This is a genomic window from Dactylosporangium sp. NPDC000244 (assembly GCF_040300725.1).
Taxonomy (GTDB): domain Bacteria; phylum Actinomycetota; class Actinomycetes; order Mycobacteriales; family Micromonosporaceae; genus Dactylosporangium.
In genome coordinates this window covers 1-25,659 of record NZ_JBEPEH010000014.1, presented here as the reverse complement: position 1 = coordinate 25,659, position 25,659 = coordinate 1, and the positions used below count along the sequence as shown (strand labels likewise).

Genomic DNA, 25,659 nt, shown 5'->3' with positions numbered 1-25,659 from the left:
GCCTCAGTGCCGTTCGACGACGAGCGCGGCGAACGTCTCCAGGTCCGGCGCGTCGAAGAAGTCGGTGAGCGACACCTTCACGCCGAAGCGCTCCTCGACCATGCCCACGATCTGGATCGCGCCCAGTGAGCTGCCGCCGACGTCGAAGAAGTCGCTCTTCGGCGTCCACTCGCGGGAGCCCAGGACCCGTCCGACGATCTCGTAGACCCCGGCCTCGACGTCGCTCATCGCGCTCCTCCCGTCGCGGCACCGCGCCGCAGCTTCCCGGCGCTGGTGCGCCCGACATCGTCGACGAACTCGTACGACAGCGGCACCTTCGCCAGTGAGAGGTGCTCGCGGCAGTAGGCGTCGAGGTCCCACCGATCCGGCGGCGACTGCGGGTCGGCCGCGGCGACCAGCGCGTGCACGGCCTCGCCGAGGTACTCGTGCGGCTTGCCCACGACGACCGTGTCGCGGACCGCGGGATGGCCGAGCAGCACCGCCTCGATCTCCGACGGGTACACGTTGGCGCCGCCGACGTTGAGCACGTCGCTGGTGCGCCCGACGAGGAACAGGTAGCCCTCCTGGTCGATGCGCCCCGCGTCGCCGAGCGTGAGGAAGTCGCCGTGGGAGCGCAGCGGCGGCCCGTCGCCGAGGTACTCCGGCTGCCCGGTCGTGGCCGAGCGCAGGTACAGCTCGCCGACCTCGTTCGTCTCCGCCGGCGTGCCGTCGGGGCGCAGGACCAGCACCTCGCAGTCGGTGGGGCGCCCGACGCTGCCGGGGTGCTCCAGCCACTCGTCGCCGCGGATGGTGACCAGGCCCAGCCGCTCGACGCTGGAGTAGTCCTCGAACACGACCTTCGGCGCCACCAGCTCCAGCCAGCGGCGCTTCACCTCGACCAGGCACGGCCCCGCGCCCTGGTGCACCGCCTCGATGCTGGTGAGGTCGGCCTCGGCTAACGCGGGCACCTCCAGCAGCATCCGCATCTGGGTCGGCACGATCCGGAAGCAGTTGACCCGGAACTCCTCGACCAGCCCGGCGAACAGCGTCGGCACGAACCGCTCCAGCAGCACGATCGTGTGGTCGAGCACGAGGCCGTGGTGCAGCCCGGTGAACCCGGCGTGGTACATCGGCAGCGTCACCAGCTGGGCCTGGCCGAAGCGCAGCCCGGTCTCGCGGTCCGCGTCGGACAGCAGCCGCTCCGGGTCGTAGACCCACGGGCGGCGGCGGATGACGATGCGGGGCAGGCCGGTGCTGCCGCCGCTGGCCGACGCCGACCGCGGGACCCCGGCCGCCTCGACCGGGCCGTCGCCGAGCCCGTCGTCGTCGCGCCACCAGCCGCCCGCGACGGTGCCGGTCTCCTCGCCGCTCCACTCGCGGCCGCCGATCAGCAGGCCGCCGGCGAGCTTGGCCCGCAGCGCGGCGCGCTCGGTCTCGGTGGCCTCGTGGTTGAGCGGCACGACGAGCGCACCGGCCTTCCACGCGGCGAGGGTGGCGATGACGTGGTCCAGGCCGCTGGGCAGCGCGATGCCGACCGGGCCGGCCGGGCTCGCCCCGGCGGCGCGGGCCCGCTCGATCAGGCCGCGGGCCGCGACGTTGGTGACACGCTCCAACTGCTCCCAGGTGAGCGTCTGGCGGGTGCCGTCGGGCGCGACCGACACGATCGCCAGGGTCTCCGGGTGCTCGGCGGCGAGCGCGCCGATGCGTTCCCCGATCGTGATCCGGTCAGGTGCGAAGGTCATGTGGGTCCCCGTGTGGTGTTCGTCGGGCAGGCCGCGAATGGAAGAATGCTATCGGCAAGAGCAAATATGGTCGAGTGATCGCCGGCAATGCCCGGCGGACCGGCGGAAGGGGCGGGGGATGCGGTACCGCAGGTTCGGGCGCACAGGGGTGGAGCTGAGCACCCTGACGCTCGGCGCGATGAACTTCGGCGCGTCCGGGAACCCGGACCACGACGACAGCGTGCGGATCATCCACGCGGCCCTCGGCGCGGGCGTGAACGCGATCGACACCGCCGACGTGTACTCCGCCGGCGAGTCCGAGGAGATCGTCGGCCGGGCCCTGGCCGGTGGCCGCCGCGACGACGTGTTCCTCGCGACGAAGTTCCACGGGCAGATGCCCGGCGGGCGCAACCACGCGGGCAGCTCCCGCCGCTGGATCGTGCGGGCCGCCGAGGACAGCCTGCGCCGTCTCGGGACCGACCACATCGACCTGTACCAGGCGCACCGGCCCGACCCGCACACCGACATCGACGAGACCCTCGGCGCGCTGAGCGACCTGGTCGCCGCCGGCAAGGTCCGCTACGTCGGCACCTCCACCTTCGGGGCCGGCGAGCTCGTCGAGGCGCAGTGGGTGGCCCGCACCCGTGGCCGGGAGCGGCCGGTGTGCGAGCAGCCGCCGTACTCGATGCTGGTCCGCGGCGTCGAACGGGAGGTCCTGCCGCTGGCGGAGCGCTACGGCCTGGCGGTCCTGCCGTGGAGCCCGATCGCCGGAGGCTGGCTGTCCGGCCGCAAGCACCGCGACGCCGGGCCGGTGTCGATGCGGGCCGCGCGCTCCCCGCACCGCTACGACCCGCGGCACCCCGCCAACGCCGCGAAGCTGGTCGCCGCGGAGCGCCTCGGTGACCTCGCCGCCGAGGCCGGCCTGTCGCTGGTGCACCTGGCCGTCGCGTTCGTCCTGCGGCACCCGGCGGTCACCTCGGCGATCGTCGGCCCGCGCACCATGGAGCACCTGGAGTCCCAGCTCGGCGCCGCCGACGTCGACCTGCCGGACGACCTGCTGGACCGCATCGACGAGATCGTCCCGCCGGGCACCGACGTCAACCCCGCCGACGCCGGCCACCGCCCGCCGTCGCTGACCGACCCGGCCGCCCGGCGCCGCGCGGGCTGAGGCCGCCGCGGGGTGCGCCATCCGCGGCCGGTCGCCGACGCGACGACCGGCAGGGCGCGCCACTGGCCGAGGTCGGCCGGGTCAGCGGGCGGTTCCGCGCACACCACGTAGTGCTGCGGCGCCATCGCCGTCCGGCGGCCCGGCAGGGCGGCCATGCAGGCGGCGTGCAGGCTTTGCGGCGTCACCGTCGCCGGGTCGGCCGGTGCCACCCACGCGGTGAGCCGGTCGCCGTCCTCGATGCTCACCGCGGCCGATGCTCCGGTCGCGTCCGTGACGAGCCGGAGGCAGTCGCGCAGGTCGACCAGGCTGTGGTCCACGACGCGCTCGTCGCCCGACGCCGGGCGGGACGCGGGCGCACCGGTCTGCGCCATGAGTTCCTCGACCTTCAGGTCGCCGGTCGCGAGCCGGACCATGGCGTGCTCCATGCCGCGCAGCAGCGCCTCGGTGCCGGCGGGGGAGATGACCGCGGTGTCGGTCCGCAGCCACAGGTGCAGCCGGTCGTCGACGCGCGCGTCGAGGTAGAGCTTGTAGTTCTCCACCTCCAGCTTCGACAGCCACCCGAACGTGGTCGCGTCCGCGTACTTGGCCACGGCCTCGGCGAACGCCTCGTCGCTCACCGGGGACATGTCCGCGTCGCTGTGGTGGACGTTCAGGGTCGTGGTGAGGTCGAGGGCCACGCCGCGCTGCGTGCCGACGGTCTCCACGAGACGCTCCAGCTCCAGCGTCGGGTACTGGCCGAAGGAGTACGACTCCAGCAGGCCGCGGGACGCGGCGCGCACCGTCGCCGCGACGCTGTCCGGGTCCACCGGCACCGTCGTCGCGGTGAACTGGGCGAGCTGCCCGACGTAGCGCATCGCCGCCTCCGTGTGGCGGTTCCCGGCGATGATGAGCATCAGCGGCGCGCCGGTGCGGCCCCGCTCCCCGACGAAGATCGCGAACAGGCCGAGCAGGACCGCGGTGGCCGGCACGCGCAGCCGGCGCGCGGCCTTGCGGATGGCGATGCCGCCCAGGGGCGAGTCGAGCTCGCCGATCCAGTACCGCGGCGACTCCGGCGCGCGGGACGCGGCGGGGAACAGCGTCTGCTGGGCCGCGCGCAGCTGCGCCTCGAGGTGCCCGAGGGTCCGTTCGCGCAGCTGCGCACCCTCCGGCGAGCCCTCGAACCGGGCCCGGTCCAGCGGCTGCTCGCCGTCGGGGGGCGCGCTGAGCGCATCGCCGGCCAGCAGCGCGGTGAGCTGGTCGCCGAGCAGCGCCGCGGCCCACTGGTCGACCGCGGCGTGGCCGACCGTGACCACCAGGTGCCGGGGCTCGTCGTCGTCGCACAGCAGCGAGACGCGCAGCGGCCACTCGTGGTCGGCGAAGCGCACCGCCGCGCAGAAGTCCTCCACCGCGCCCGGGCCGACCCCGTCGACGAGGCCGATCTCGACCGTCCCCGACGGCAGGACGGTCTGCACCGGCTCGCCGTCCGGGCCCGGGTGGAAGCGCGTGCGCAGCACCTCGTTGCGCTCCACGAGGGTCCGTACCGCCGCGCCGACCGCCTCGGTGGACGCGCCGGCCGGCACGTCCGCGCGGATGTGGAAGTTGAGGTGGGTGTCCTGGCCGCGCAGCGACTCGACCACGTCGTACATGAACCGCTGCGCCCACGTCAGGGGTGCCTCACCGCCCCGCCCGCCCTCGAAGCGGACGGAGACCGTCGTGTCCGGTGTCGTCATCGTGCCCTCCCCGTCTGGTATCACTGCTGCCTACCGGTACACCGATGCCTGGAGCTCGAACAGCTCCGCGTAGAGCCCGCCGCGGCGCATCAGCTCGTCGTGGCTGCCCTGCTCGACCACGCCGCCGCTGTCGAGCACGACGATGAGGTCGGCCATGCGCACCGTGGAGAACCGGTGCGACACCAGGACGCAGACCCCGCCGTTGACCGCCGCGGCCTGCTTGGCCGACTCCGCGTAGCGCTCGAACAGCGCGTGCTCGGCCTGCGGGTCGAGGGCGGAGGCGGGCTCGTCGAGCAGGAGCAGCAGCGGCGCCTCGCGCATCATGGCCCGGCCGAGGGCCAGGCGCTGCCACTGCCCGCCGGACAGCTCCGCGCCGTCGGCGTAGGACTTGCCGAGCTGGGTGGCCAGCCCGTCGGGCAGGCCGTCGACGACGCCGGTCGCGTCGGCGCGGTGCAGCGCCCGGCGGACCGCCTCCTCGTCGTCGCTGCGCGGCAGGTCCCCGAGCCCGACCACCTGCCCGGCGGCGAGCTCGAAGCGCACGTGGTCCTGGAAGTTCGCCGCGATCCGCGACAGCCACGCCTGCGGGTCGATGCGGGACAGGTCCGCGCCGTCGACGGTGATCGCGCCGCCGGAGGGACGGTAGAACCGGCACAGCAGCTTCGTCAGCGTCGACTTCCCGGCGCCGTTGTCGCCGACGATCGCGACGGTCGTCCCGGGGGCGATGCGCAGGTTCACGTGGCTGAGCGCGTCGCGGTCGCTGCCGGGGTACCGGAAGGACACCTCGTCGAACACGATGCCCTGCTCCAGGCGGTCCGGGGCGGGCAGGTCCGCCGGCGGCGGCTGGAGCTTCGCGACCCGCTCGTGCAGCCACGACACCCACTGCACGGTGCGCGAGTGGCGCTGGAGGTCCTGCGCGAGCTTCAGCGCGTTCGCCGTCTGCGCGCTGGTCTGCACCGCGAGCGCGACGGCCATGATGACGTCGCCCGTGCTGCGCCGCCCGGCGATCGCCTCGCGCACGACGAGGACGACCGCGCCGACGTACCCCGCGGCGAACACCAGCTGCCCGAGGATGCGCAGCACCATGCCGGTCGTCTCGGCCTTGCGCAGCCGGGCGTGGATGTCGCGGCGCAGCCCCGCCCGCCGCGAGCGCAGCTCGTCCTGCAGGCCGAAGATCCGGATCTCCTTGGCCGCCGCGGGCCGCACGGCCAGCTCCAGCAGGTGCGTGCTGAGCCGCTCCTGCTCGGCGGCGGCGAGCTCGGCGCGCTGGCGGCGCTGCTCGGCCATCCGCCCGGCGATCACCGGGGGGATCGCGGCCAGGGGGAGCAGCAGCAGGAACGGCTGCAGGTAGGCCAGCAGGACCGCGGTCAGCACGATCTGCACGGCCAGCGCGATGGCGGTGAGCACGGCCTGCACCGCCTCGCCGATCGAGCCGCTCTCCTTGCGCAGCAGCTCCATCCGGTCGGCGAAGTCGGACAGCTCGTGCTGCTCGATGCCGGGCGTGCCGAGGGCGAGCTGCCCGAGCTCGGACTCGACGCGGATCGCGTGCAGGTCGCACAGCTCGAAGAAGAAGATGTGCGCGAAGTGCTCCATCGTCAGGTGGGCCAGGGCGATGAACGCGAACACCACCGACGCGCCGACCGCCCAGGCGACCCGGTGGTCGATCGAGGCGTCGATCATCTGCTTCAGGGTGAGCGCGATGAGCGGCCCGCTCACCGCGCCGAGGATCATGAGGACCAGCGACACGGCGAGCCGGGACGGGCTGGCCTGCCGCGCGGAGGACAGGATCGCGGCGATGTTGCGGGCGAACTCGGTCATCGGGTTGCCTCCTCGACGTCGGCCGCGTCGTCGGTGAACCGGGCCGCTTGCAGGTGGAACAGCTCGGCGTACCGGCCGCCGGCGTCGACGAGCTCCTGGTGGCTGCCGGACTCCACGACCCGCCCGTCGTCGAGCACGACGATCCGGTCGGCGCGCCGGACGGTGGAGAACCGGTGCGAGATCACGATCGTGGTGAGGCCGCGCGTCAGCTCCAGGAACCGATCGAAGAACTCGACCTCGGCCCGCACGTCCAGGTTCGACGTCGGCTCGTCCAGCACCAGCAGCCGGGCGCCCCGGTCGACGGCCATGAACGCCCGCGCGATGGCGATGCGCTGCCACTGCCCGCCGGACAGGTCGGTGCCGCCCTCGTACTGCCGGGACAGGATCGTGTCGAGCCCGTCGGGCAGCCCCCGGACGATGTCCGCGGCCCCCGCCCGCTCCAGCGCCGACTCGATCCGGGCCGTGTCGCCGCGCAGGCCGGTCGCGCCGAACCCGACGTTGTCGCGCACCGGCAGCTCGAACTGCACGAAGTCCTGGAACACCGCGGCGATCTGGCGCTGCCAGCGCTCCGCCGGGAAGTCCCGCAGGTCGATGCCGTCGACGGTGATCTGCCCCTGCCGCGGCTCGTAGAACCGCGACAGCAGCTTCACCAGCGTCGACTTCCCGGCGCCGTTGAGCCCGACCACGGCGAGCGACTGCCCGGCCGGCACGTCCAGGTCGAGCCCCTTGAGCACCGGCGGGCCGTCGCCGTAGCCGAACGTGACGCCCTCGAAGCGAATCCCGGCCCGGGGCAGGCCCGCCGGGTCCCGGTCCGCGGTCGTGGCACCGGCCCGCGCGGCGACCGTGTCCTCGAAGCGCTGCAACGCCTGGGAGGTGACGGTGCCGTACTCGGTCTGCACGTCGGAGTCGGCGATGAACCCGCCGATCTGCAGCGAGGACAGCGCGGCCTGCGCGACGAGCGCGGCACTGCCGATGACGAGCACCTGGCCGGCCGCGGCGTTCGCGGTCATCGCCAGCGCCCCCGCGGTCGCCGCGAAGGCGACGAGGGTGTACAGCACGTAGGGCCCGTAGAAGATCCGCCGCCGGACGGCCCAGGTCGGGTACACCGACTCCAGCGCCGTCGTGGTGAACCGCTCCCGCAGCCACGGCAGCAGGCCGAAGACCCGCACCTCCTTGGCGGCGCGCGGCTCGAGCAGCAGGTCGCGGAAGTACCAGCGCTTGCGCCGCTCGGCGTCGACGGTCCGCCACGACTTCACGAACACCGACAGCCCCAGCCGGTACCCGAACCGGATCGTCAGCCCCGCCAGGACCAGCAGCGCACCGGCCCACCAGCTGAAGATCCACCCGACGACCGCGCCGGCGAGGATCGTCTGCAGGTAGCGCGAGACGAGCGCGATCACGCCGGTGCAGGCGGCCCCCGGGGTCCACACGGTGACCTTGAGCATCTCCACACCGTTGGCGGCGGACTCGATGACCTCCTGGTCCTCCAGGACGCCGAGGTCGTGCGTAGCGAACGAGGCGGCCATGACCCGGTCCGAGGCGATGTCGTCGATCCTGCGGCGGATCAGCTCACCGGCCCACGCCTGCACCGGCAGCAGCGCCTGCTGGACGAAGAACACCACCGCCGCGGCGACGAGCACGTTGCGCAGCTCGCGCCACTGCGGCGTCCCGATCCCGGCCCGCACGGTCTCCGGCACCCGCTGGATCACCGCACCGGTCAGCACCACGAACGCGACCGGCAGCGCGCCGGCGACGACCTGCATGAGCAGCGCGGCACCGACCGCGGCGGCGCCGCCGGTCGGCACCAGCCGGATGATCCGCCACCGGTCCCGGACGCGGCCGCGGAAATCCTCGAACAGCTCACCGGGCAGCGCCGCGGTCATGCGTCACACCCCGTAGGCATTGCCGGCCGTGAACGTCTCGCGCATCGCGCACGCATGGCACCTCCCCCTGAACACGCGGTATCGCGGCCCGCCGGGAGAGCGCTCCCCGCGGTGCGGTGATCCAACCTATCAATCCGGATCGGCCTATGTGTGTCCGTGACCCCCGCAGCGATCGACATCATTGCGAAACATCGGGGGCTGGAACAACTGTTCGACGGGCGACCGGCGGCCGGTGAGCGCGAGGGCGCCCGCGATAGGGTCCTGCGGTGATTGATCAGGATGGGTACTTCGGGGAAAAGGTCGCGGCCAGGTACGACGAGTCGTCGGCGGACATGGCCGACCCGGCGGTGGTCGAGCCGATCGTCGACACGCTCGCCGAGCTGGCCGACGGCGGCCGCGCGCTGGAGCTGGGCATCGGCACGGGCCGCATCGCGCTGCCGCTGACGGCCCGCGGCGTCGCCGTGCACGGCATCGACCTGTCGCGGGCCATGGTCGCCCGGCTGCGCGAGAAGCCCGGTGGTGACGCGGTCGGGGTGACGATCGGGGACTTCGCCACGACGCGGGTGGACGGCGCCTTCTCCGTGGCCTACCTGGTCTTCAACACGATCATGAACCTGACGACGCAGGCGGCGCAGGTGGCCTGCTTCCGCAACGTCGCGGCGCACCTGCAGCCCGGCGGCCGGTTCGTCATCGAGGTCATGATGCCGGACCTGCGCCGGCTCCCGCCCGGGCAGGACGCCGTGCCGTTCCACGTGAGCGAGACGCGGTGGGCCTACGACCTGTACGACGTCGCGACGCAGTCCATGAGCTCGAACTATGTCGAGGTCGTCAACGGCCGCGGCGGCTTCCGCTCGATCCCGTTCCGCTACGTCTGGCCCGCCGAGCTGGACCTGATGGCCCAGATGGCCGGCCTGCACCTGCGCGAGCGGTGGGCGAACTGGCACCGCGAGCCGTTCACGAGCGAGAGCGCCCAGCACGTCTCCGTCTGGGAGAAGCCCGTGCTGCCGGATTAGACGACCGGCCTCGGGGAAGTGCTCCGGCTGCGCTACGACATTGCCAGGCGATTGCCGGGAGATCCCGTCCGAGGTGGTTCATGAGGAAGCGCACCGCCGTCGCGGGGACGTCGCTCGCCGTCGTGGCCGCGCTCGTCCTCGTGGGGCGGCTGCACCACTCGCACGGGGAGCCGGGGCCCGGTGGTTCCCCCCGGCCGAGCGATGCGGCGGTCCGGCCCGGCTTCCACGTGCGCGACGGGCGCCTCTACGACGCCAACAACCACGAGTTCGTCATGCGCGGCGTGGGCGAGAACCACGCCGTGTTCCCGGAGAAGACGGCTCAGGTGTTCAGTGACGTCAAGGCGATGGGCGCCAACACCGTCCGGGTCGAGCTGTCCACCGGCGTGGTCGCGAAGCGCAACGACGCGGCCGATGTCGCGCACGTGATCGCCCTGTGCCGGCAGAACCGCCTCATCTGCGTCCTGGTGGTGAACGACACCACGGGCTGGGGCTACCGGCCGGAGGCCATTCCGCAGGCACGGGCGGTGGACTACTGGATCGGCATTCGCAAGGCGCTCATCGGCCAGGAGCGCTACGCCGTCGTCGACGTCGCGAACGAACCGTACGTCCTGGACAACGTCCGCACCTGGCCCGGCGACACCACGGACTCGATCCGCCGCCTGCGCCGGGCGGGCATCCAGCAGACGCTGCTGGTCGACGCGCCCGACTGGGGCCAGGACCTGTCGTTCACCATGCGCGACCACGCCGCCGAGGTCTTCGCCGCCGACCCGCGGCACAACACCGTCTTCTCGATCCACATCTACGGCGCCTTCGGCCGGGCCACGAACATCCACGACTACGCCGGGCGGTACCTGAAGGCGAAGCTCCCCATCGCGGTGACCGAGTTCGCGTACACCCACCACGACGGCGACGTCGACGAGGACGCGGTCATGGCCGAGGCGCAGGCGCACGGCATCGGCTATCTCGCGTGGTCCTGGAGCGGCAACAGCGGGGACGTGAGCAACCTCGACATGGTGAACCGGTTCGACGCCAAGTCGATGACCTGGTGGGGCCGGCGGGTGTTCGACGGCCCGAACGGCATCCGGCAGACCTCTCGCGAGGCGACCGTCTACACGCCGTAGTGCGGGCCGCCGTGCTGTGAATAGCGGTCTTGCCGGCCGCCGCGACCGGCCGCGAAATATGCCGGACCCGTCCGGGAGGAATGCGGCCGCGCGCATATCGCCGGGTCCGGACGATAACGGGACCCGGAGGTCGTCGCCGGGGCCGCTGCGGACCTCCAAATATGGAAGATCGCCAATTGCTGGCGCCGGCCAAGATCGCCGATGCTGTGACCGCTCACGGTGGCGCTGACCTGCTCGTTCCGGTGATCTTAATCCGGGTACGCCAATAGGGCCCAGGTGCCATCGGCTTCGATTGGGCTGACCGGCAGCCACCTTATCAGTTGCAAATCGCCGCCGACAGTCAATGGGTCGCCATCCGTCACTTGACGCGAAACTCCCGCCCCCGGCGGAGCCCGGATGACCTTAAGTGGACCGTTAGTGCAGGTCAATGCCGCCTTTAGCGAATCCGCGCGGCTTCAAGATCGTCGGTTTTACCGGGCGGAGCAATCTCATTACGTCCCTGTTCACCCGTTCCGCGTTTCGCCGATACACCACCGTGACGCAGCATCGATGCGTTCGCGAGACCTGAGCACGCTGCCGTGACAATGGCGTGCCAGAACCACGGAGGTGCGAGCTGATTAGTGCGATACCAATTCCATCGGACGCGTGGTGGCCAGGTGATCTGGCGCTTGGTTGGCGCCAACAACCGGATTCTCGGCGTTTCGCCGGTGAGTTTTGCCGGTGTGCAGGCGGCGGCCGAGGCCGCGCAGCACGTCCGCAGCCGCGCCGCCGCCGGCACCGTCGCGGTGGCTCGCGATGTGACTCGCCGATGGCGTTGGTCGATCACTGACGCCGAGCTCGGTGTGCTGGCCGTAGCCGCCCATGGCTACGAGCTGCGGACCACCTGCGAGGCCGCCACCCGGCGGTTCATGGACAGCGCCACGTCGGCCGTCATCGACGAGACCCTCGGTCGCCGGGGGCGGTTCTGGCGCCCGACCACCGGCTGACCACACGACCGACATCCGCCAATCCCACGCGACGGCGCTCGCCGCCGCGTGTCCGCATGACCTTTTCCGGGCGGCAGCCGGGAATCGGCGACGCCACGTTCGACAGAGACAGCGCAGGGGGAGGGGACCGATGAGCCAGCAATCGACGACGGCCGAGGAGCAGCTGCGCCCGCGCGCCGTGCGTGCCTCGTCGGCCCTCTCCGACCGGGTGTTCCGCGGCGGCTCCCGCCTCACCGGCTTCCTCGTCTTCGGCGTCATGGCCGCGATCGGGCTGTTCCTGGCGCTGCGGGCGGCCGAGGCGCTGCGGGCGGCCGGCCTCGGGTTCCTCACCACCGCCAAGTGGCAGCCCGACGTCCGGCAGTTCGGCATCGCCGCGGTGCTCACCGGAACCGTCCTCATCGCGCTCGTCGCCGTGTGCGTCTCCGTGCCGCTGGCGATCGGCACCGCGCTGTTCATCTCCGAGGTGGCGCCGCGATGGCTCAAGCCGTGGCTGGTCTCCCTCGTCGACCTCATGGCGGCGTTGCCCAGCGTGGTGTACGGCCTGTGGGGCCTGCTGTTCTTCAACGGCGCCGTCGTCGGCGTGGCGCGGTGGCTCGCGACCTGGTTCGGCTGGATCCCGATCCTGCACGTCGACGGGGCGGACCCGACCGACCCGCTGGGCTCGGCCAGCGTCTACACCGCCAGCGCGTTCGTCGCCGGACTGACGGTTTCGCTGATGGTCGCGCCCATCCAGTGCTCGGTGATGCGCGAGGCGTTCAGCCAGGCCCCGGCCGGCGAGCGCGAGGGCGCGTACGCGCTCGGCGCCACCCGCTGGGGCATGATCAGCTCGGTCGTGCTGCCCTTCGGCCGCGGTGGCATCATCGGCGGCACGATGCTCGGCCTGGGCCGGGCCCTGGGCGAGACGATCGCGGTCTACATGGTGATCTCCCAGGTCTTCGACGTGCAGATCCACATCCTGCAGGTCGGCACGAACTCGGTCTCCAGCCTCATCGCGCTGCGGTACGGCGACGCGTCGGGCTTCGGCCTGTCCGCGCTGATGGCGGCGGGCCTGGCGCTGTTCCTCATCACGCTGGTCGTGAACTTCGCGGCCTCGACGATCGTCGCGCGGTCCCGCTCCGGCGCGCAGAGCGAGGCCTGAGATGACGGTCGACTCGATGGGCCACCCCGGCGAGCGCGAGCGCGCCGCCGACGCGGAGCTGGACACTGCGACCTCGTGGCAGCCGGTCGCCGGGCGGGCGGACACCCAGGTCGACATGTGGGAGCCCACCGTGCAGGACCCGCCGGCCGGGGCGCAGACCGTCCTGCCGCGCGACCTCGGGCCCGTGCCGGTGCGCCGTGCGCTGCACGCGATCCGGGCCGACGACGCGTACAACCTGCTCGGATCGCTGTGCACCGGCGTGTGCGTGGCGGTCCTGCTGTTCGCCTGGCTCGCCCCGTTCAGCGGCTTCGCCGGCTTCGTGATCGTGGCGTACGCGGTGTTCATCGCCGCCTACGCGGTGCTGTCCCGGCTCGCCGGCGGCGGCCCGGAGGCGCTGGACCGGGTCTGGACGGTGATCCTCGGCAGCGCCGGCCTGGTCCTGCTGATCGGCCTGCTGGACGTCGTCGGCTTCACGCTCTGGAAGGGCCTACCGGCGCTGTGGCACCTGAACTTCTTCACCGAGGACCTGGCCGGCACCGGCCCGCGCGACTCGCTCGACCGCGGCGGCGTGCTGCACGCCGTCGTCGGCACCCTCGAGATGATCTCGATCGCGCTGCTGATCACCATCCCGCTCGGGCTGGCCTGCGCCGTCTACCTCACCGAGATCGGCGGTCGCGGCGCCCGCCTGGTGCGCACGATCGTCGAGGCGATGACCGCGCTGCCCTCGATCGTGGCCGGGCTGTTCATCTACGCGACGCTCATCCTGATCGCGGGCTTCCCGTCGTCGGGCTTCGCCGCCGCCTGCGCGATCAGCGTGATGATGCTGCCGATCATCATCCGGGCGGCCGACGTGGTGCTGCGGCTGGTGCCGGGCAACCTGCGCGAGGCGTCGGAGGCGCTGGGCGCGCCGCGCTGGCGCACGGTGTGGTATGTCGTGCTGCCGACCGCGCGCTCCGGCCTGCTCACCAGCATCATCCTCGGTACCGCGCGCGGCATCGGCGAGACGAGCCCGGTCCTGCTCACGGCGGGCTACACGGTGTATCTCAACGCCGACCCGTTCAGCGGCCCGCAGGTGTCGCTGCCGCTGCTCACCTTCCAGCTCGTCCGGTCCGGCGAGCCGCTCTACCAGCAGCGCGGCTTCGGCGCCGCGGCCCTGCTCATGGTGATCGTGGTGACCCTCTTCGCGCTGGCCCGGGCCTTCGCCGGCCGCCCGCCCGGCCGGGTCGGCACCCTGCAGGCCCGGCGCAACACCCGCCGCTCGGCCGAGGACCTCGAGCGCATGCGGCGCCAGGAAGCGGCGCGCCATCAGCTGACGGCCCACGACGACCACGAGTCGTACCCGAGCGACCCTGGAGACGCCTCATGAACCGCAGCGACGCCGCCCGCCGGGCTCGATCGGCCTGGCGGCCGGTGCTGGCGGGCCTCGGCAGCCTGCTCATCGTCCTGGGCGCGGCCCCGCCGGCCCGGGCGGACGGCAACGTGCCGATCAACGGCGCCGGCTCGAGCTGGGCGGCGAACGCCATCAACCAGTGGGTCAGCGCCGTGCACCAGAACGGCATCCGGGTGGACTACGCCGCCAACGGCTCCTCGGACGGGCGCCAGCGCTTCCTGCAGCACACCGTCGACTTCGCCGCCTCGGACATCCCGTTCCAGCAGCACCCGACCGACGGCGGCTCGCCGGAGAACCCGACGCCCGGGACGTACGCGTACATGCCGATCGTCGCCGGCGGCACGAGCTTCATGTACAACCTGAAGATCGCCGGCCGGCAGGTCACCAACCTGCGGCTGTCCGGCGAGGTCATCGCGAAGATCTTCACCGGCGGCATCACGCGCTGGGACGACCAGGCGATCAAGAACGACAACCCGGGCCTGACCATGCCGGCCCAGAAGATCGTGCCGGTCATCCGCTCCGACGGCTCCGGCAGCAGCGCCCAGTTCAGCCTGTGGATGCAGGCCCAGCAGGCGTCCGTGTGGAGCAACTTCTGCCGGAGCCGGGGCTGCGGCAACGGCGCGGCGTCGTACTGGCCGAACTTCCCGGGCGCCGTGTCCAAGGCCGGCGACCTGGGCGTCGCCAGCTACGTCGCGCAGAGCTACTCCGAGGGCGCGATCGGCTACGTGCAGTACTCCTACGCGATCAACGCCAACTACCCGGTCGTGAAGATGCTCAACCGGGGCGGCTACTACGTCGAGCCGACGCCGCTCAACGTCGCGGTCGCGCTGCTCAAGGCAAAGATCAACAACAACAGCGCAGATCCTTCCGTGTACCTCACGCAGGACCTCTCCGACGTCTACACGTTCACGGACCCGCGGGCGTACCCGATGTCGTCGTACTCGTACTTCATCCTGCCCACGACGGTCACCGGCAACTTCTCCACCGACAAGGGCCGGACGCTGGCCAGGTTCAGCACCTTCTTCGAGTGCGAGGGCCAGCAGCAGGCGCCCGATCTCGGCTACTCGCCGCTGCCGAAGAACCTGGTCGAGGCGAGCTTCGAGCAGATCAAGAAGATCCCCGGCGCCGAGCCGGCCAGCAAGCCGCTCGAGTCGTGCAACAACCCCACGTTCACGCCCGACGGCCACAACCGCCTGGCCGACATCGCGCCCCAGCCGCAGGCGTGCGACAAGCAGGGCCCGAGCCAGTGCACCACCGGCACGGGCGGCAAGAAGAACCAGGGCACGCCGGTCAACCAGGCGGCCTCCGGCGGGCAGAACACCGGCGGCAACAGCGGGCAGGGCACCGGCGGCGCGGGCTCCCCGGGCGCGACGGGGGACCCCAGCGCCGCGCCGTCGGTGAGCTACGACCCGCTCACCGACCAGTACGTCACCACCGGCGGCGGCAGCGGCGGGGGAGACCCGAACGTGGCGGCCGTGCCGATAGCCCTGCCGACCAGCGGCGGCTGGACCGCCAGCCAGACGCTGATGGTCATCGCCGGGATAGCCGTGCTCGTCCTCGTGCTCGGACCCGGCCTGGCGTCCTGGATCCTGCGGAGGCGTTCGTGAGCCCGATCCCCGCCCTGCCGCGCACCATGTCGTGGCGCCGCCGGACCCTCATCGGGGTCGCCACCGGCGTGGCCGTCATGCTCCTCGGCGAGGTCGGCTACATCTCGGCCGTGTCCGCGGCCGACGACCCGAGCATCGGCAAGATCGAGTACACCGGCACGCCGGTCACCGACTCGGCGGTCACGCTGCAGGGCGACAGCGCGTTTGCGAACCTCAAGGTGACGGTGTCGCAGACCAGGGACCTGACCAACCAGGCGATCACCGTCAGCTGGACCGGCCTGCCGGCCCGGCAGTTCTCCACCGAGTTCTTCTCGAGCTACCTGCAGATCATGCAGTGCTGGGGCGACGACCCGACCGCACCGGCCGGCCAGCCGGCGCCCGCCCGCGAGACCTGCGAGTTCGGCGCGTACGACGACACCGACCTCGGCCGGATCAACCACCCCGATCCGGCCGCCGGCGGCCCGCTGCGCGGCTACACCCGCACCCGCACGGCGCTGCGGGCCGACGTCGACGAGCGAGCGGCCACCGGGCGCGGCGGCCAGCCGCTGAACTACTTCGCGAACGCCGGGAACATCACCGGCGGCTCGGTGCCGTTCTACCCGGTCGCGAGCGGCTGGCCCGACGTGGCCGCGGGCGACAAGGGCTTCGTCGCGCCGTTCGGCGGGGCGGTGAACCGGGCCGGCGGCGGCGTGTTCGGCGACGCCGAGTCCAACGAGCAGCCGTACGCCACCGCGCGGCTGGACGGCTCGGGCGAGCAGACCTTCGAGCTGCAGACGTCGCTGGAGTCGCCGTGGCTGGGCTGCGGCGCACCGGTCGGCGACTCCGGCCACCCGACGGGGCGCCCGTGCTGGCTGGTGATCGTGCCGCGCGGCGAGATCGACGACGGCTACGCCCCCGGCACGAGCGTCACCGGGCCGGGCGGCACCGGCCGGAACCTCTCCTCGCCGCTCACCGCGGCCACGTGGAAGCACCGGCTGGCGGCCCGGCTCGACTTCCGGCCGGTCGGCGACGCGTGCCCGCTCGGCACCGCCCAGCGCCGGATCATCGGCAGCAACGCGGCCCAGATCGCGTTCGTCAACTGGGCGCCGACGCTGTGCTCGACCGAGAAGGTGCCGTACAGCCTCACGACGGTCGCGGAGACGGTCGCCCGCAACACGATCGTCAGCTCGATCCCGGGCAGCACGCGGGCGGCGCTCGTCAGCCGGCCCGCCCGGCGCGACGACGAGCATCCCATCGCCTACGCACCGGTGGCGCTGTCGGGCGTGGCCGTCGCCTTCAACATCGAGCGGTACGTGACCACCCCCGACACGCCGCAGGCCGAGCAGGACATCCGGGGCTCGCGGCTGCCCCGGCTCAACCTCACGCCGCGCATCGTCGCCAAGCTGCTGAGCGAGTCGTACCGGTACGCGGTTCCGGACCTCGACAAGACCTCCGGCAAGCCCGCCTACCTGGCGAGGAACCCGGCGACGCTGTTCGAGGACCCGGACGTGGTCGCCGTCAACCCGGAGATCAAATGGCTGGGCTCGCGGGGCGGACCGTCGTCCGCGGCGCCGGTCGTCGTGCTGGAGAACGCCGACGCCACCCGGGCGCTGTGGGAGTGGGTGAACGCCGACAAGGACGCGCGCGCCTTCCTCGACGGAAAGGCCGACCCGTGGGGCATGACGGTCAACCCCAACTACAAGGGCATCGCGCTGCCGGTCGAGAACTTCCCGGCCTCCGACCCCACGTGCACCGCGCCCACCGCCGAGGAGAAGGCCGACGGCGCGACGCCGGTCTGCGTGATCGACGCCGCTCCCTACGCGGAGAACCTGGCCGACGCCGCCCGGCGCACGCTCACCGGCAAGCCCGGCGGCGTCGCGCCGTCGCGGTGGTACCGCCCGGACGACGTCGACAACCGCGACCCCATCACCAACGGGCCGGGCATCGCGCACTGGACGAAGATCGGCACCCAGAACGTCGGCGAGCGGTTCATGATCTCGGTGACCTCCACCGCCGAGGCCGCCCGCTTCGGCCTGTCCACGGCGAGCCTGCGCAACGCGAGCGGTCACTTCGTCGCCCCCGGCGACGCGTCGTTGCAGACCGCCGCCGCGGCGATGGCCGGCGACCCGGACGACCCGCGGGTCAAGGTCGCCAACCCGGCCGCGTCGGCGGCGGGCGCCTACCCGCTGCCCATGCTCACCTACGCGGCGGTCTCGGTCGCCGACATCGACACCGCGGCCGACCCCACGGCCCGCGAGCAGCTCGCCAAGTTCGTCGAGTACGCCGCCGGCGCCGGCCAGACGCGGGGCCTGGCCTTCGGGCAGTTGCCGCCGGGCTACACGCCGCTGCCGCTGACCCTGAAGCTGCAGGCGAAGGCCGCGGCCACGGAGATCCGGAAGGGTCACGTCGCCGGCTACGGCAACCCGGACGACGAACCGCCGGCGAACGAGGGCGGGGGCTCGCAGCCGAACACCAACGGCGCCAACGCGGGCACGGCACCGTCGGCGGCCGGCAGCGTGCCCGCCCGCGGCTCGGTGCCCTCGGCGGCGCCGGCCCGGTCGAGCCGCGGCCCGGAGCCGGTCGCGGTCGTGCAGTCGGGACGGACCCCGGACGACCCGGCCGTCCTGCCCCCGTGGGTCCTGCTCCTCGGACTCGGCGCGGGGCTGGCCTCAGCCTTCGCGGCGCCGTTCGTGCGGCCCCGACGCCGGCCGAGCGGCACCTAGCGCAGACCTTCCCGAGGGCCGCACACGACGCGGCCCGCAGAGGCTCCGCCCGGCACCCCCGGGCGGTGGCAAGACCGGCCTGCCCCTCAGAGAGGGAGGGGCAGGCCGGGAGTGCAGTCTACCGGACAGGCCGGTAGGCGGTTCCTGAGGAGGAAACCGCAGTGTTCAAGCTCAACAAGGCGATCGCGGTGGCCGCCGCGATCCCGATGGCGACGCTGGTCGTCGTCGGTCTGACCGCGGGCCCGGCTTCGGCCGACCCGGCGCCGCCCACGGGCGCCGTCTACTGTGGCTCCGGTTCGGACACGACGCAGGACGTCATGCAGAAGCTGTCCGAGATCATCGTCTCGAGCAGCGGCAAGAAGTTCGAGTCGTGGAACGCCCGCGGCACCAGCCCCATCACCACGAACTGCGCCGCCGGCTCGTTCGCCCGCCCGGACGGCTCCGGCGCCGGCATCACCGCCCTGCGTGACTCGCTGAACCTCGGTGGCGAGGGCACCGGCCCGGTCCCGGCCAACGCCCTGACCTTCGCCCGCTCCTCGCGTGGCCCGAACGACACGTCGAACACGGACCTCACCTTCATCCCGTTCGGCATCGACGCCGTCGCGCCGGCGGTCAAGTCCGGCGGCGGGCTCGACCAGAAGTACCCGAGCGGGCTGACCATCGCCCAGCTGCAGGACATCTACAAGTGCGTCACCAAGACCATCACGGTCGGCAGCACCACCTACACCATCGCGCCGTACGTGCCGCAAGCCAACTCGGGCACCCGCTCGTTCTGGCTCACCGCCGTCGGTATCACCGAGGCCGACGTCAACAAGGCGCCGGCGTCGGGCGGCTGCGTCCGTGACACCAAGATCTCGGACGGCTCGGCGCTGCAGGAGCACGACGGCACGGTCCTGACCGACCCGACCGTCGGCACCACCCTGTACACCGAGATCATCCCGATCTCGATCGCGCAGAACATCGCGCAGACCAACCACGTCACGACGGGCGTCACCGACCGTCGCGGCAGCTCCAAGCTGCTGAGCCTCGCCAGCCAGGCGCCGATCGTCAGCGGCCAGATCAACGCGAGCTGGCCGTCGGCGTACCAGCGCTCGGTCTACAACGTCTTCAAGACCACGTCGGTCACCGGCCTCACCGCCGACCCGGCGCTCAAGGAGATCTTCGTCAGCAACAGCGCGCTGGTCTGCACCGGCACGCCGAAGTCGACCATCAACCTGTTCGGCTTCCTGACCAACGCGAACTGCGGCGACACCAGCGTCAAGGGCAAGAAGTAGTCGTCGCCCCATCGCCACACCGGAAACACCGGATGGTCGTGCCTCCCCGCACGGCCATCCGGCCCGGGGCCACCACGCTCCTGTCCAGCCGAGCCCGCCGGGTCCGGCCGGACGACGCTGCGCTCGACGCCCGGTCGCGGGGGCCGCGCGCCCGCGCAGCAGGTTCGACGGCCCGGCCGAATGCCGCCATCGCTCGATGGCTCGGCAGAGAGGAGAACCTATCGTGAACAACACCCATCGCCTGATCGCGGCGTCTGTGGGAGCGATTGTGCTCGTCGGCGTCGCCGTGACGCCGGCGATGGCCGCCACCGGCACCGGCGCGCTGTCCTTCGCGCCGCAGTCAGGGCAGTTCCAGTTCGGCGTGGGCAACGACGCCGATCTGCTGCAGATCACCCCGGGCGGCGCCTGCCCGGCCGGGTCGGACTTCTACCTGGACGCGTTCAGCCTGCCGGGGCTCGAGGACACGGTGCTCGAGAGCGGGGCGCCGATGACCGTGAACGGCATCATCGTGCGCGACAGCAACACCCCGATCCTGCAGGTGCCGCAGCACGGTGCCACGTTCCAGGACCCCGGCATCCAGAACATCGTCAAGACGATCCTGCCGGCGGGCACCACCGACGAGCAGCTGTCGCCGCAGGACGCGGCGAAGCCGGCCGGCACCAAGATCGCCGAGGGCGACTTCAGCATCCTCTCGGTGTGCCTGGACCCGAACGGCGCGATCACCGGGCAGTCGGACATCGCGGCGGTGCACCTGCAGGCGGCCACCCGGGCCCCGAAGCCCTCGGGCTGGCCGGGCGACCGCCCGTACGACAACCTGCAGTGGAGCTGGTCGTTCGGGACGCCGGGCGGCGGCGAGGCGACGCCCACCTCGGTGGCGCTGACCGCGTCGCCGGCCGGGTCGGCGACGGCGGGCACGACCGTGAACCTCGCGGTCACCGTCACGCCGCCGGCCGCGGCGGGCTCCGTCGAGTTCTTCGACGGCGCCACCTCGCTCGGCGCCAAGGCGGTCACGGCCGGCGCGGCATCGCTGAGCACGAACACCCTGGCGGTCGGCGGCCACACGCTGAAGGCCGTCTTCACGCCGGACGACACCAAGGCCTACGCCGGCTCCAACACCACGCTGAGCTACCAGATCACCCAGGAAAGGGGCGGCGGTGGCCAGTCGGGCACCGTCCCCCTCCAGACCACCGTGCCGTCCACCGGCACCGGGGCGCTGACGCTCACCGTCGACGCGACGGGCACCGTCGCGCTGCCGGAGGCCTCGCGGGTCGGGGACGACTTCGTCACCGAGCAGGCGGGCGTCGCGCTGGTCACCGTCACCGACAACCGGACGGGCGACACGCTCGGCTGGAACGTCAACGGCAAGGTCTCCGACACCTTCGTCGGCGACAACGCCGAGCACTCGTTCCCCGGCACCGCGCTGGGCTGGACCCCGCAGGTCCTGTCCCAGAGCCAGGGCCAGGGCGTGACGGCCGGTACGGCGATCGCCCCGGGCAGCACGCCCGGGCTCACCGGGGCCGGGGCGACGCTCGCCACGGCGCCGGAGGGCAGCGGCATCGGCACGGCCAAGCTCGGCGCCGACCTGGGTCTGCAGTTCCCGGCGACCACGCCGGGCGACACGTACCACGCCACGGTCACGATCACCGCGATCTGACCCGGCCGCACCACCGGGTGGGCGGCGAACCGGCCGCCCACCCGGACCAGGACCGCGAGCGCGAACGGACGTGAAACCTCATGAGGCAATCCCGCACGCTGCGCCGGATCCGGCTGGTCGCCGTCGTCGCGGCCCTGCCGGCGCTGCTGGGAGTGGCCCAGCCCGCGGGCGCAGCGCCGCCGAGCCCGCCGCCCGGCCCGGGCACGCCGGCGGCGAAGAGCTCCGTCACCTGGTCGGTGGCGCCGGGCACGGACAAGGGGCCCGACGGGCGCGCCGCGTTCACGTTCGAGGCGGACCCCGGCCAGACGCTGCGCGATGTCGTCGCGGTCAGCAACTTCAGCGCCGCGCCCGCGACCTTCCGGGTCTACGCCAGCGACGCCGTCAACACGCCCACGGGCGGCTTCGACCTGCTCGCCGGCGACCGGAAGCCGGCCGACGTCGGTGCCTGGGTGGCGCTGACGCAGTCCACCGTCACGATTCCGGCCAACGCGACCGTCAACGTCCCGTTCACGCTGGCGATTCCGGCCAACGGCACCCCCGGCGACCACGCGGGGGGCATCGTCGCCGCGCTGCAGCGGGCGGGCCAGGGCCCCGTCGTCGTGGAGAACCGGATCGGCGCCCGGATCTACCTGCGGGTGCACGGCAAGCTCGCGCCGTCGCTGGGGATCACCCGGCTCGACGCGCGGTACCACCACTCGCCGAACCCGTTCGCCGGCGGCGACGTCACCGTGGAGTACACGGTGCGCAACACCGGCAACGTCCGGCTGGCCGCCGCCCAGCTCGCCGCGGTGACCGGGGCGAGCGGAGGCCGGCTGGCGAGCGCCTCCGGGCCGCCCGTCGCCGAGCTGCTGCCGGGCCAGTCGCTGCAGTACACCGTCATCATCCGGGGCGTCGCCCCGCTCGGCCCGCTCGGCGCCGACGTGACGGTCACGCCGTCCGCCGTCAAGGGCGACAAGTACACCGAGTCCCTGTCCGCCGCCGGCCTCGGCACGGGCCGGCGCAGCGCCGGCCTGTTCGCGATGCCGTGGAGCCAGCTCGTCCTGCTGGTCCTGCTCGCCGCCCTGGTCGTGCTGGCCGTCATCGTCCTGCGCCGGCGCCGCCAGGCCGCCGCGCGGAGCCTGGCCGCGGCCGTCGAGCGGGGCCGGCTCGAGGAGCGGCGCGCCGCCGCCGACCGGCTGGCGGCATCCCGTCCCGATTTCGAGTCCGAGCCGGCGCGAGCGGCATCCCGTCCCGAGCTCGAGTCCGAGCCGGCGCGAATGGAGGAGAAGCTGTGATCCGTCGAACCGGCCTTGCCGTCACCGCGCTCGCCCTGCTGCTGCTCGGCAGCCTGTTCGCCGCCGGGGCCGCCGCGGCCGACGACAACGGCTCCGTGACGATCACCGTCAGCGTGCCTCCGGGCGCGACGCCGAGCCCCACCCCGTCCTCACCGCCCGCGGGCGGCCTGCCGAAGACCGGCCCGGCGCTCGCCGGGCTGGTCGGCGGCGCCGCCGCACTGATCGTCGCCGGCCTCGGGCTCGTGGTCCTCGGCCGGCGATACGGCAAGTCCAACCAACCCCCTGCCGCGTAGCGGCGCACCGAAAGGACCCCTCCCTGTGAACCTGTCCAAGCGGGCATTAATCGTGGCGGCGGTTTCGTCGTCGCTGCTGCTGGGCGCGCTCGGCGCCCCGGCCCAGGCGGCCACCGGCGGCAGCACCGTCACCGTCAAGCCGCTCTCCGGCAGCTTCCAGTTCGGCGCCGGCAACCCCGCCGACACCGTGACGCTGGCCGTCCCGGCCACCAACTGCCCCGCGGGCTCCACGTACTACGTCGACGCCCTCTCCAAGGTGGGCGACGAGGCGAACATCGTGGTCAACGGCGCGCCGCTGGCCCCGGTCGTCACCCTCGGCAGCGACCTCGCCATCCCGGTGCAGGCCGGGACGTTCAACGACGGCGGCGTGCAGAACATCGTCAAGGGCATCCTCCCGGCGAACACGTCGGACGTGGGGCTCTCGCCGGAGGACGCCGCGAAGCCGGTGGGCACCACCGTCGCCACCGGTGCCTTCAGCATCGTCGGCGCCTGCGCGGACGCCGACTTCAACCTCCTCGCCTCCTGGGTGACGCCGATCGACGTCTCGGCCGCCACCCGCGCCGCGCAGCCGGCCGACTGGCCGGCCGACCGGTTCTACGACGCCCTGCAGTGGCGGTGGGACGGCCGGGCCACCTCCGGCAGCGGGTTCTTCGCGTTCCCGACCACCGTCAAGGTGAACAAGCCGCTGGTCGCGCTGGTCCAGGTGACCTCGACCAACGGCAAGATCCCGACCGGCACCATCCAGATCAAGGACGGCTCGACGGTCGTCGCCTCGGCCCGGCTCGTCCTGGGCGTGGCCGTCGCGATCGTTCCGGGCCTCAGCCCCGCCGGCGACCACCAGCTGGTCGCGGTCTACTCCGGTGACGCCAACGTCCGCCCGGGCACGTCGAGCGCCGTGACGATCCACGTCACCGCCTGATCCGGCCCTGACGAACCGCACCACCCGCACCACCCGCATCAACGGTGCCGGAGCGCGCAGCCGCCCCGGCACCGGACCACAAGATCAGGGAGGCCGGCCCGTGACCGCACTGCTGCCCGTACGCCCGGAGCCGCCGGACTACGAGCCCGCGCGGTACGCGGCCGCGTACCCGCCGCCGGCCCTGGAGCCCGCCCCCGCCTGGCGGTACTTCGCCGGCTCCGCGCTGCTGGTCTTCGCCTCCGTCCTGCTCGGGCTCGCGGTGAACATCACCGGGATCAGCCAGCTCGTGCACGCCTCGAAGCAGAAGGCCGGCATGGACACGCTGCGCGTCGACCTCGCCCGGGGCACGGCGCCCGTGGGCCAGCTCCGCGACGGCAACCTCATCCCGCTCGGCACGCCGGTGGCCGTCCTGCGCATTCCCGCGCTGCACCTGGAGGAGGTCGTGTCGGAGGGCACGACCAGCGGCGTGCTCATGTACGGGCCCGGGCACCAGCGCGACAGCGCGCTGCCCGGCCAGGCCGGCACCGCCATCATCATGGGCCGCGCCGCGGCGTACGGCGGCCCGTTCGGCCGCATCGAGCAGTTGCAGCCGGACGACCGCATCACCGTGCTCACCGGGCAGGGCGAGTCCACGTACCGCGTGACCGGCAGCCGCCGCGCCGGCGACGCGGTGCCGCCGCCGGTCGCGCCCGGCGCCGGGCGGCTCACGCTCGTCACCGCCGTCGGCGTGCCGTTCCTGCCCGACGGCGTGCTGCGGGTCGACGCGGTGCTCGTGTCGCAGGTCCAGCCGAGCCCGCCCCGCCCGCTGCGCCCGGGCTCCATCAGCCCGCAGGAGCAGGCGCTGGCCGGGGACACGTCGTCGCTGTGGATTCTCGTGATGGGCCTGCAGGGCCTCGTCGCCGGCGCGGTCGGCTTCGTGTGGTCCCGGCACCGCTGGGGCGCCGTGCGCACCTGGGTGGTCTTCCTGCCCCTGCTCGCGGTCTTCGGCCTGATGGTCGCCGAGCAGACCGTCCGGATGCTGCCCAACCTGCTGTGAGCCGGCGCGCGAGCGAGACCGGCCGGGAAGATCGAAGCGGAGGAGACGCAACGCCATGGACATCGCCGAACCAGAGGTCGTCGTACCGGACTCGTACCACAGCCATCGGCAGCTGGCCGGACTCCGCGCGGTCGGCGTCACCGCCTGGTTCGGCGACCACCTCGTCCTCGACCGCGTCTCGCTGCACATGCGCGCGGGCGAGGTCACCGCGCTGATCGGGCCGTCGGGGTGCGGCAAGTCGACGTTCCTGCGGATCCTCAACCGGATGCACGAGCTGGTGCCGTCGGCGTCGATGGCCGGGCAGGTGCTGCTCGACGGCGAGGACATCTACGATCCGGGCCGCAAGCTCACCGAGGCGCGCCGCCAGATCGGCATGGTCTTCCAGAAGCCCAACCCGTTCCCGGCCATGTCCATCTACGACAACGTCGTGGCCGGCCTCAAGCTGACCGGCCGGCGGGCCTCGCGCGCGGTCAAGGACGAGATCGTCGAGGAGTGCCTCGTGCGCGCCGGGCTGTGGCGCGAGGTCCGCGACCGCCTCCGCCAGCCCGGCGGCGCGCTCTCCGGCGGCCAGCAGCAACGACTGTGCATCGCGCGGTCGCTCGCCATCCGGCCGAAGGTGCTGCTCATGGACGAGCCGTGCTCGGCGCTCGACCCGACCTCGACGCGGGTCATCGAGGAGACGATCGCCGAGCTCGTCGAGGACGTCACGATCGTGATCGTCACGCACAACATGCAGCAGGCCGCCCGCGTCTCGCAGCAGGCCGTGTTCTTCCTCGCCGAGGAGCACCAGCCCGGCCGGGTCGTCGAGTTCGGCCCGACGCCGGCGATGTTCGGCGCGCCCCGCGACCCGAGGACCGCCGACTACGTGCGCGGCCGCTTCGGCTGACGGCGGGGGGAATCGCCACCGGTACGAGATCTTCCGCGTCTTCGGCGACCCCGGAGCCGGGCAGTTCCTGGACCGCGCGTGGGCGCAGGGG

19 protein-coding genes and 1 pseudogene are annotated in these 25,659 nt (G+C 72.8%); 15 read left to right on the top strand and 5 right to left on the bottom strand.

The features are described from left to right. Nucleotides 1-3: 3 nt before the first annotated feature. Together ABT369_RS20885 and ABT369_RS20880 are read right to left on the bottom strand one after the other, a co-directional pair. The gene (locus tag ABT369_RS20885; protein WP_350614087.1) at nt 4-228 is read right to left on the bottom strand and encodes an acyl carrier protein; all 225 of its coding nucleotides are present in this window, start codon (nt 226-228) and stop codon (nt 4-6) included. Then, on the bottom strand, nt 225-1,721 hold the full coding sequence (locus tag ABT369_RS20880; protein WP_350614085.1) for an AMP-binding protein: 1,497 nt from the start codon (nt 1,719-1,721) through the stop codon (nt 225-227). The genes ABT369_RS20885 and ABT369_RS20880 overlap by 4 nt, the downstream gene beginning before the upstream one ends. Before the next feature lie 118 nt (nt 1,722-1,839). Here ABT369_RS20880 and ABT369_RS20875 point away from each other — a divergent pair, with 118 nt between their 5' ends. Continuing rightward, nucleotides 1,840-2,868: an aldo/keto reductase gene (locus ABT369_RS20875; RefSeq protein WP_350614084.1), complete on the top strand. Its 1,029-nt coding sequence runs from the start codon at nt 1,840-1,842 to the stop codon at nt 2,866-2,868. A 629-nt stretch (nt 2,869-3,497) separates the two neighbouring features. Here ABT369_RS20875 and ABT369_RS20870 read toward each other — a convergent pair. The 3 genes and pseudogenes from ABT369_RS20870 to ABT369_RS20860 form a co-directional block, all read right to left on the bottom strand. Further along, nucleotides 3,498-4,577 (bottom strand): annotated as a pseudogene (locus tag ABT369_RS20870) (condensation domain-containing protein); the annotation flags it as partial. Between the two features lie 30 nt (nt 4,578-4,607). Then, nucleotides 4,608-6,392 (bottom strand): ABC transporter ATP-binding protein, encoded by a 1,785-nt coding sequence (locus ABT369_RS20865; protein ID WP_350614082.1) that lies wholly within the window; start codon nt 6,390-6,392, stop codon nt 4,608-4,610. Then, nucleotides 6,389-8,275 carry an ABC transporter ATP-binding protein gene (locus tag ABT369_RS20860; RefSeq protein WP_350614080.1) on the bottom strand — a complete coding sequence of 629 codons (1,887 nt, stop codon included), beginning with the start codon at nt 8,273-8,275 and terminating at the stop codon, nt 6,389-6,391. Before ABT369_RS20860 ends, ABT369_RS20865 begins: the two co-directional genes overlap by 4 nt. 266 nt (nt 8,276-8,541) lie before the next feature. On the opposite strand from ABT369_RS20860, the gene ABT369_RS20855 reads away from it, so the two are divergent. From ABT369_RS20855 to ABT369_RS20790, 14 genes are all read left to right on the top strand, one after another. Further along, nucleotides 8,542-9,288: a class I SAM-dependent DNA methyltransferase gene (locus ABT369_RS20855; protein WP_350614078.1), complete on the top strand. Its 747-nt coding sequence runs from the start codon at nt 8,542-8,544 to the stop codon at nt 9,286-9,288. Between the two features lie 80 nt (nt 9,289-9,368). After that, a complete protein-coding gene (locus ABT369_RS20850) occupies nt 9,369-10,409 on the top strand; it encodes a cellulase family glycosylhydrolase (RefSeq protein ID WP_350614077.1) in 1,041 nt (346 codons plus the stop codon). A 656-nt stretch (nt 10,410-11,065) separates the two neighbouring features. Further along, complete coding sequence (locus ABT369_RS20845) at nt 11,066-11,395, top strand: hypothetical protein (RefSeq protein WP_350614076.1); 330 nt, start codon at nt 11,066-11,068, stop codon at nt 11,393-11,395. 130 nt (nt 11,396-11,525) lie between these two features. Then, nucleotides 11,526-12,533 carry a phosphate ABC transporter permease subunit PstC gene (pstC, locus tag ABT369_RS20840; RefSeq protein WP_350614075.1) on the top strand — a complete coding sequence of 336 codons (1,008 nt, stop codon included), beginning with the start codon at nt 11,526-11,528 and terminating at the stop codon, nt 12,531-12,533. Nucleotide 12,534: 1 nt separating this feature from the next. Then, nucleotides 12,535-13,899, top strand: coding sequence for a phosphate ABC transporter permease PstA (pstA, locus tag ABT369_RS20835; protein WP_350614074.1), 1,365 nt, complete (start codon nt 12,535-12,537; stop codon nt 13,897-13,899). Further along, nucleotides 13,896-15,530, top strand: coding sequence for a phosphate ABC transporter substrate-binding protein PstS (locus ABT369_RS20830; RefSeq protein WP_350614072.1), 1,635 nt, complete (start codon nt 13,896-13,898; stop codon nt 15,528-15,530). The genes pstA and ABT369_RS20830 overlap by 4 nt, the downstream gene beginning before the upstream one ends. Then, nucleotides 15,527-18,232 (top strand): hypothetical protein, encoded by a 2,706-nt coding sequence (locus ABT369_RS20825; protein ID WP_350614071.1) that lies wholly within the window; start codon nt 15,527-15,529, stop codon nt 18,230-18,232. The genes ABT369_RS20830 and ABT369_RS20825 overlap by 4 nt, the downstream gene beginning before the upstream one ends. Before the next feature lie 161 nt (nt 18,233-18,393). Continuing rightward, nucleotides 18,394-19,506, top strand: coding sequence for a hypothetical protein (locus ABT369_RS20820; protein ID WP_350614069.1), 1,113 nt, complete (start codon nt 18,394-18,396; stop codon nt 19,504-19,506). A 223-nt stretch (nt 19,507-19,729) separates the two neighbouring features. Continuing rightward, the gene (locus ABT369_RS20815; protein ID WP_350614068.1) at nt 19,730-21,160 is read left to right on the top strand and encodes an Ig-like domain-containing protein; all 1,431 of its coding nucleotides are present in this window, start codon (nt 19,730-19,732) and stop codon (nt 21,158-21,160) included. Between the two features lie 80 nt (nt 21,161-21,240). Continuing rightward, complete coding sequence (locus tag ABT369_RS20810; RefSeq protein ID WP_350614066.1) at nt 21,241-22,434, top strand: WxL protein peptidoglycan domain-containing protein; 1,194 nt, start codon at nt 21,241-21,243, stop codon at nt 22,432-22,434. Next, nucleotides 22,431-22,727 (top strand): hypothetical protein, encoded by a 297-nt coding sequence (locus ABT369_RS20805; RefSeq protein ID WP_350614064.1) that lies wholly within the window; start codon nt 22,431-22,433, stop codon nt 22,725-22,727. The genes ABT369_RS20810 and ABT369_RS20805 overlap by 4 nt, the downstream gene beginning before the upstream one ends. A 52-nt stretch (nt 22,728-22,779) precedes the next feature. Next, nucleotides 22,780-23,646, top strand: coding sequence for an Ig-like domain-containing protein (locus ABT369_RS20800; RefSeq protein ID WP_350614063.1), 867 nt, complete (start codon nt 22,780-22,782; stop codon nt 23,644-23,646). 100 nt (nt 23,647-23,746) lie between these two features. Next, nucleotides 23,747-24,682, top strand: a complete 936-nt coding sequence (locus tag ABT369_RS20795; RefSeq protein WP_350614061.1) for a class E sortase — start codon at nt 23,747-23,749, stop codon at nt 24,680-24,682. 55 nt (nt 24,683-24,737) lie between these two features. Beyond that, complete coding sequence (locus ABT369_RS20790; protein ID WP_350614059.1) at nt 24,738-25,568, top strand: phosphate ABC transporter ATP-binding protein; 831 nt, start codon at nt 24,738-24,740, stop codon at nt 25,566-25,568. Nucleotides 25,569-25,659: the final 91 nt, after the last annotated feature.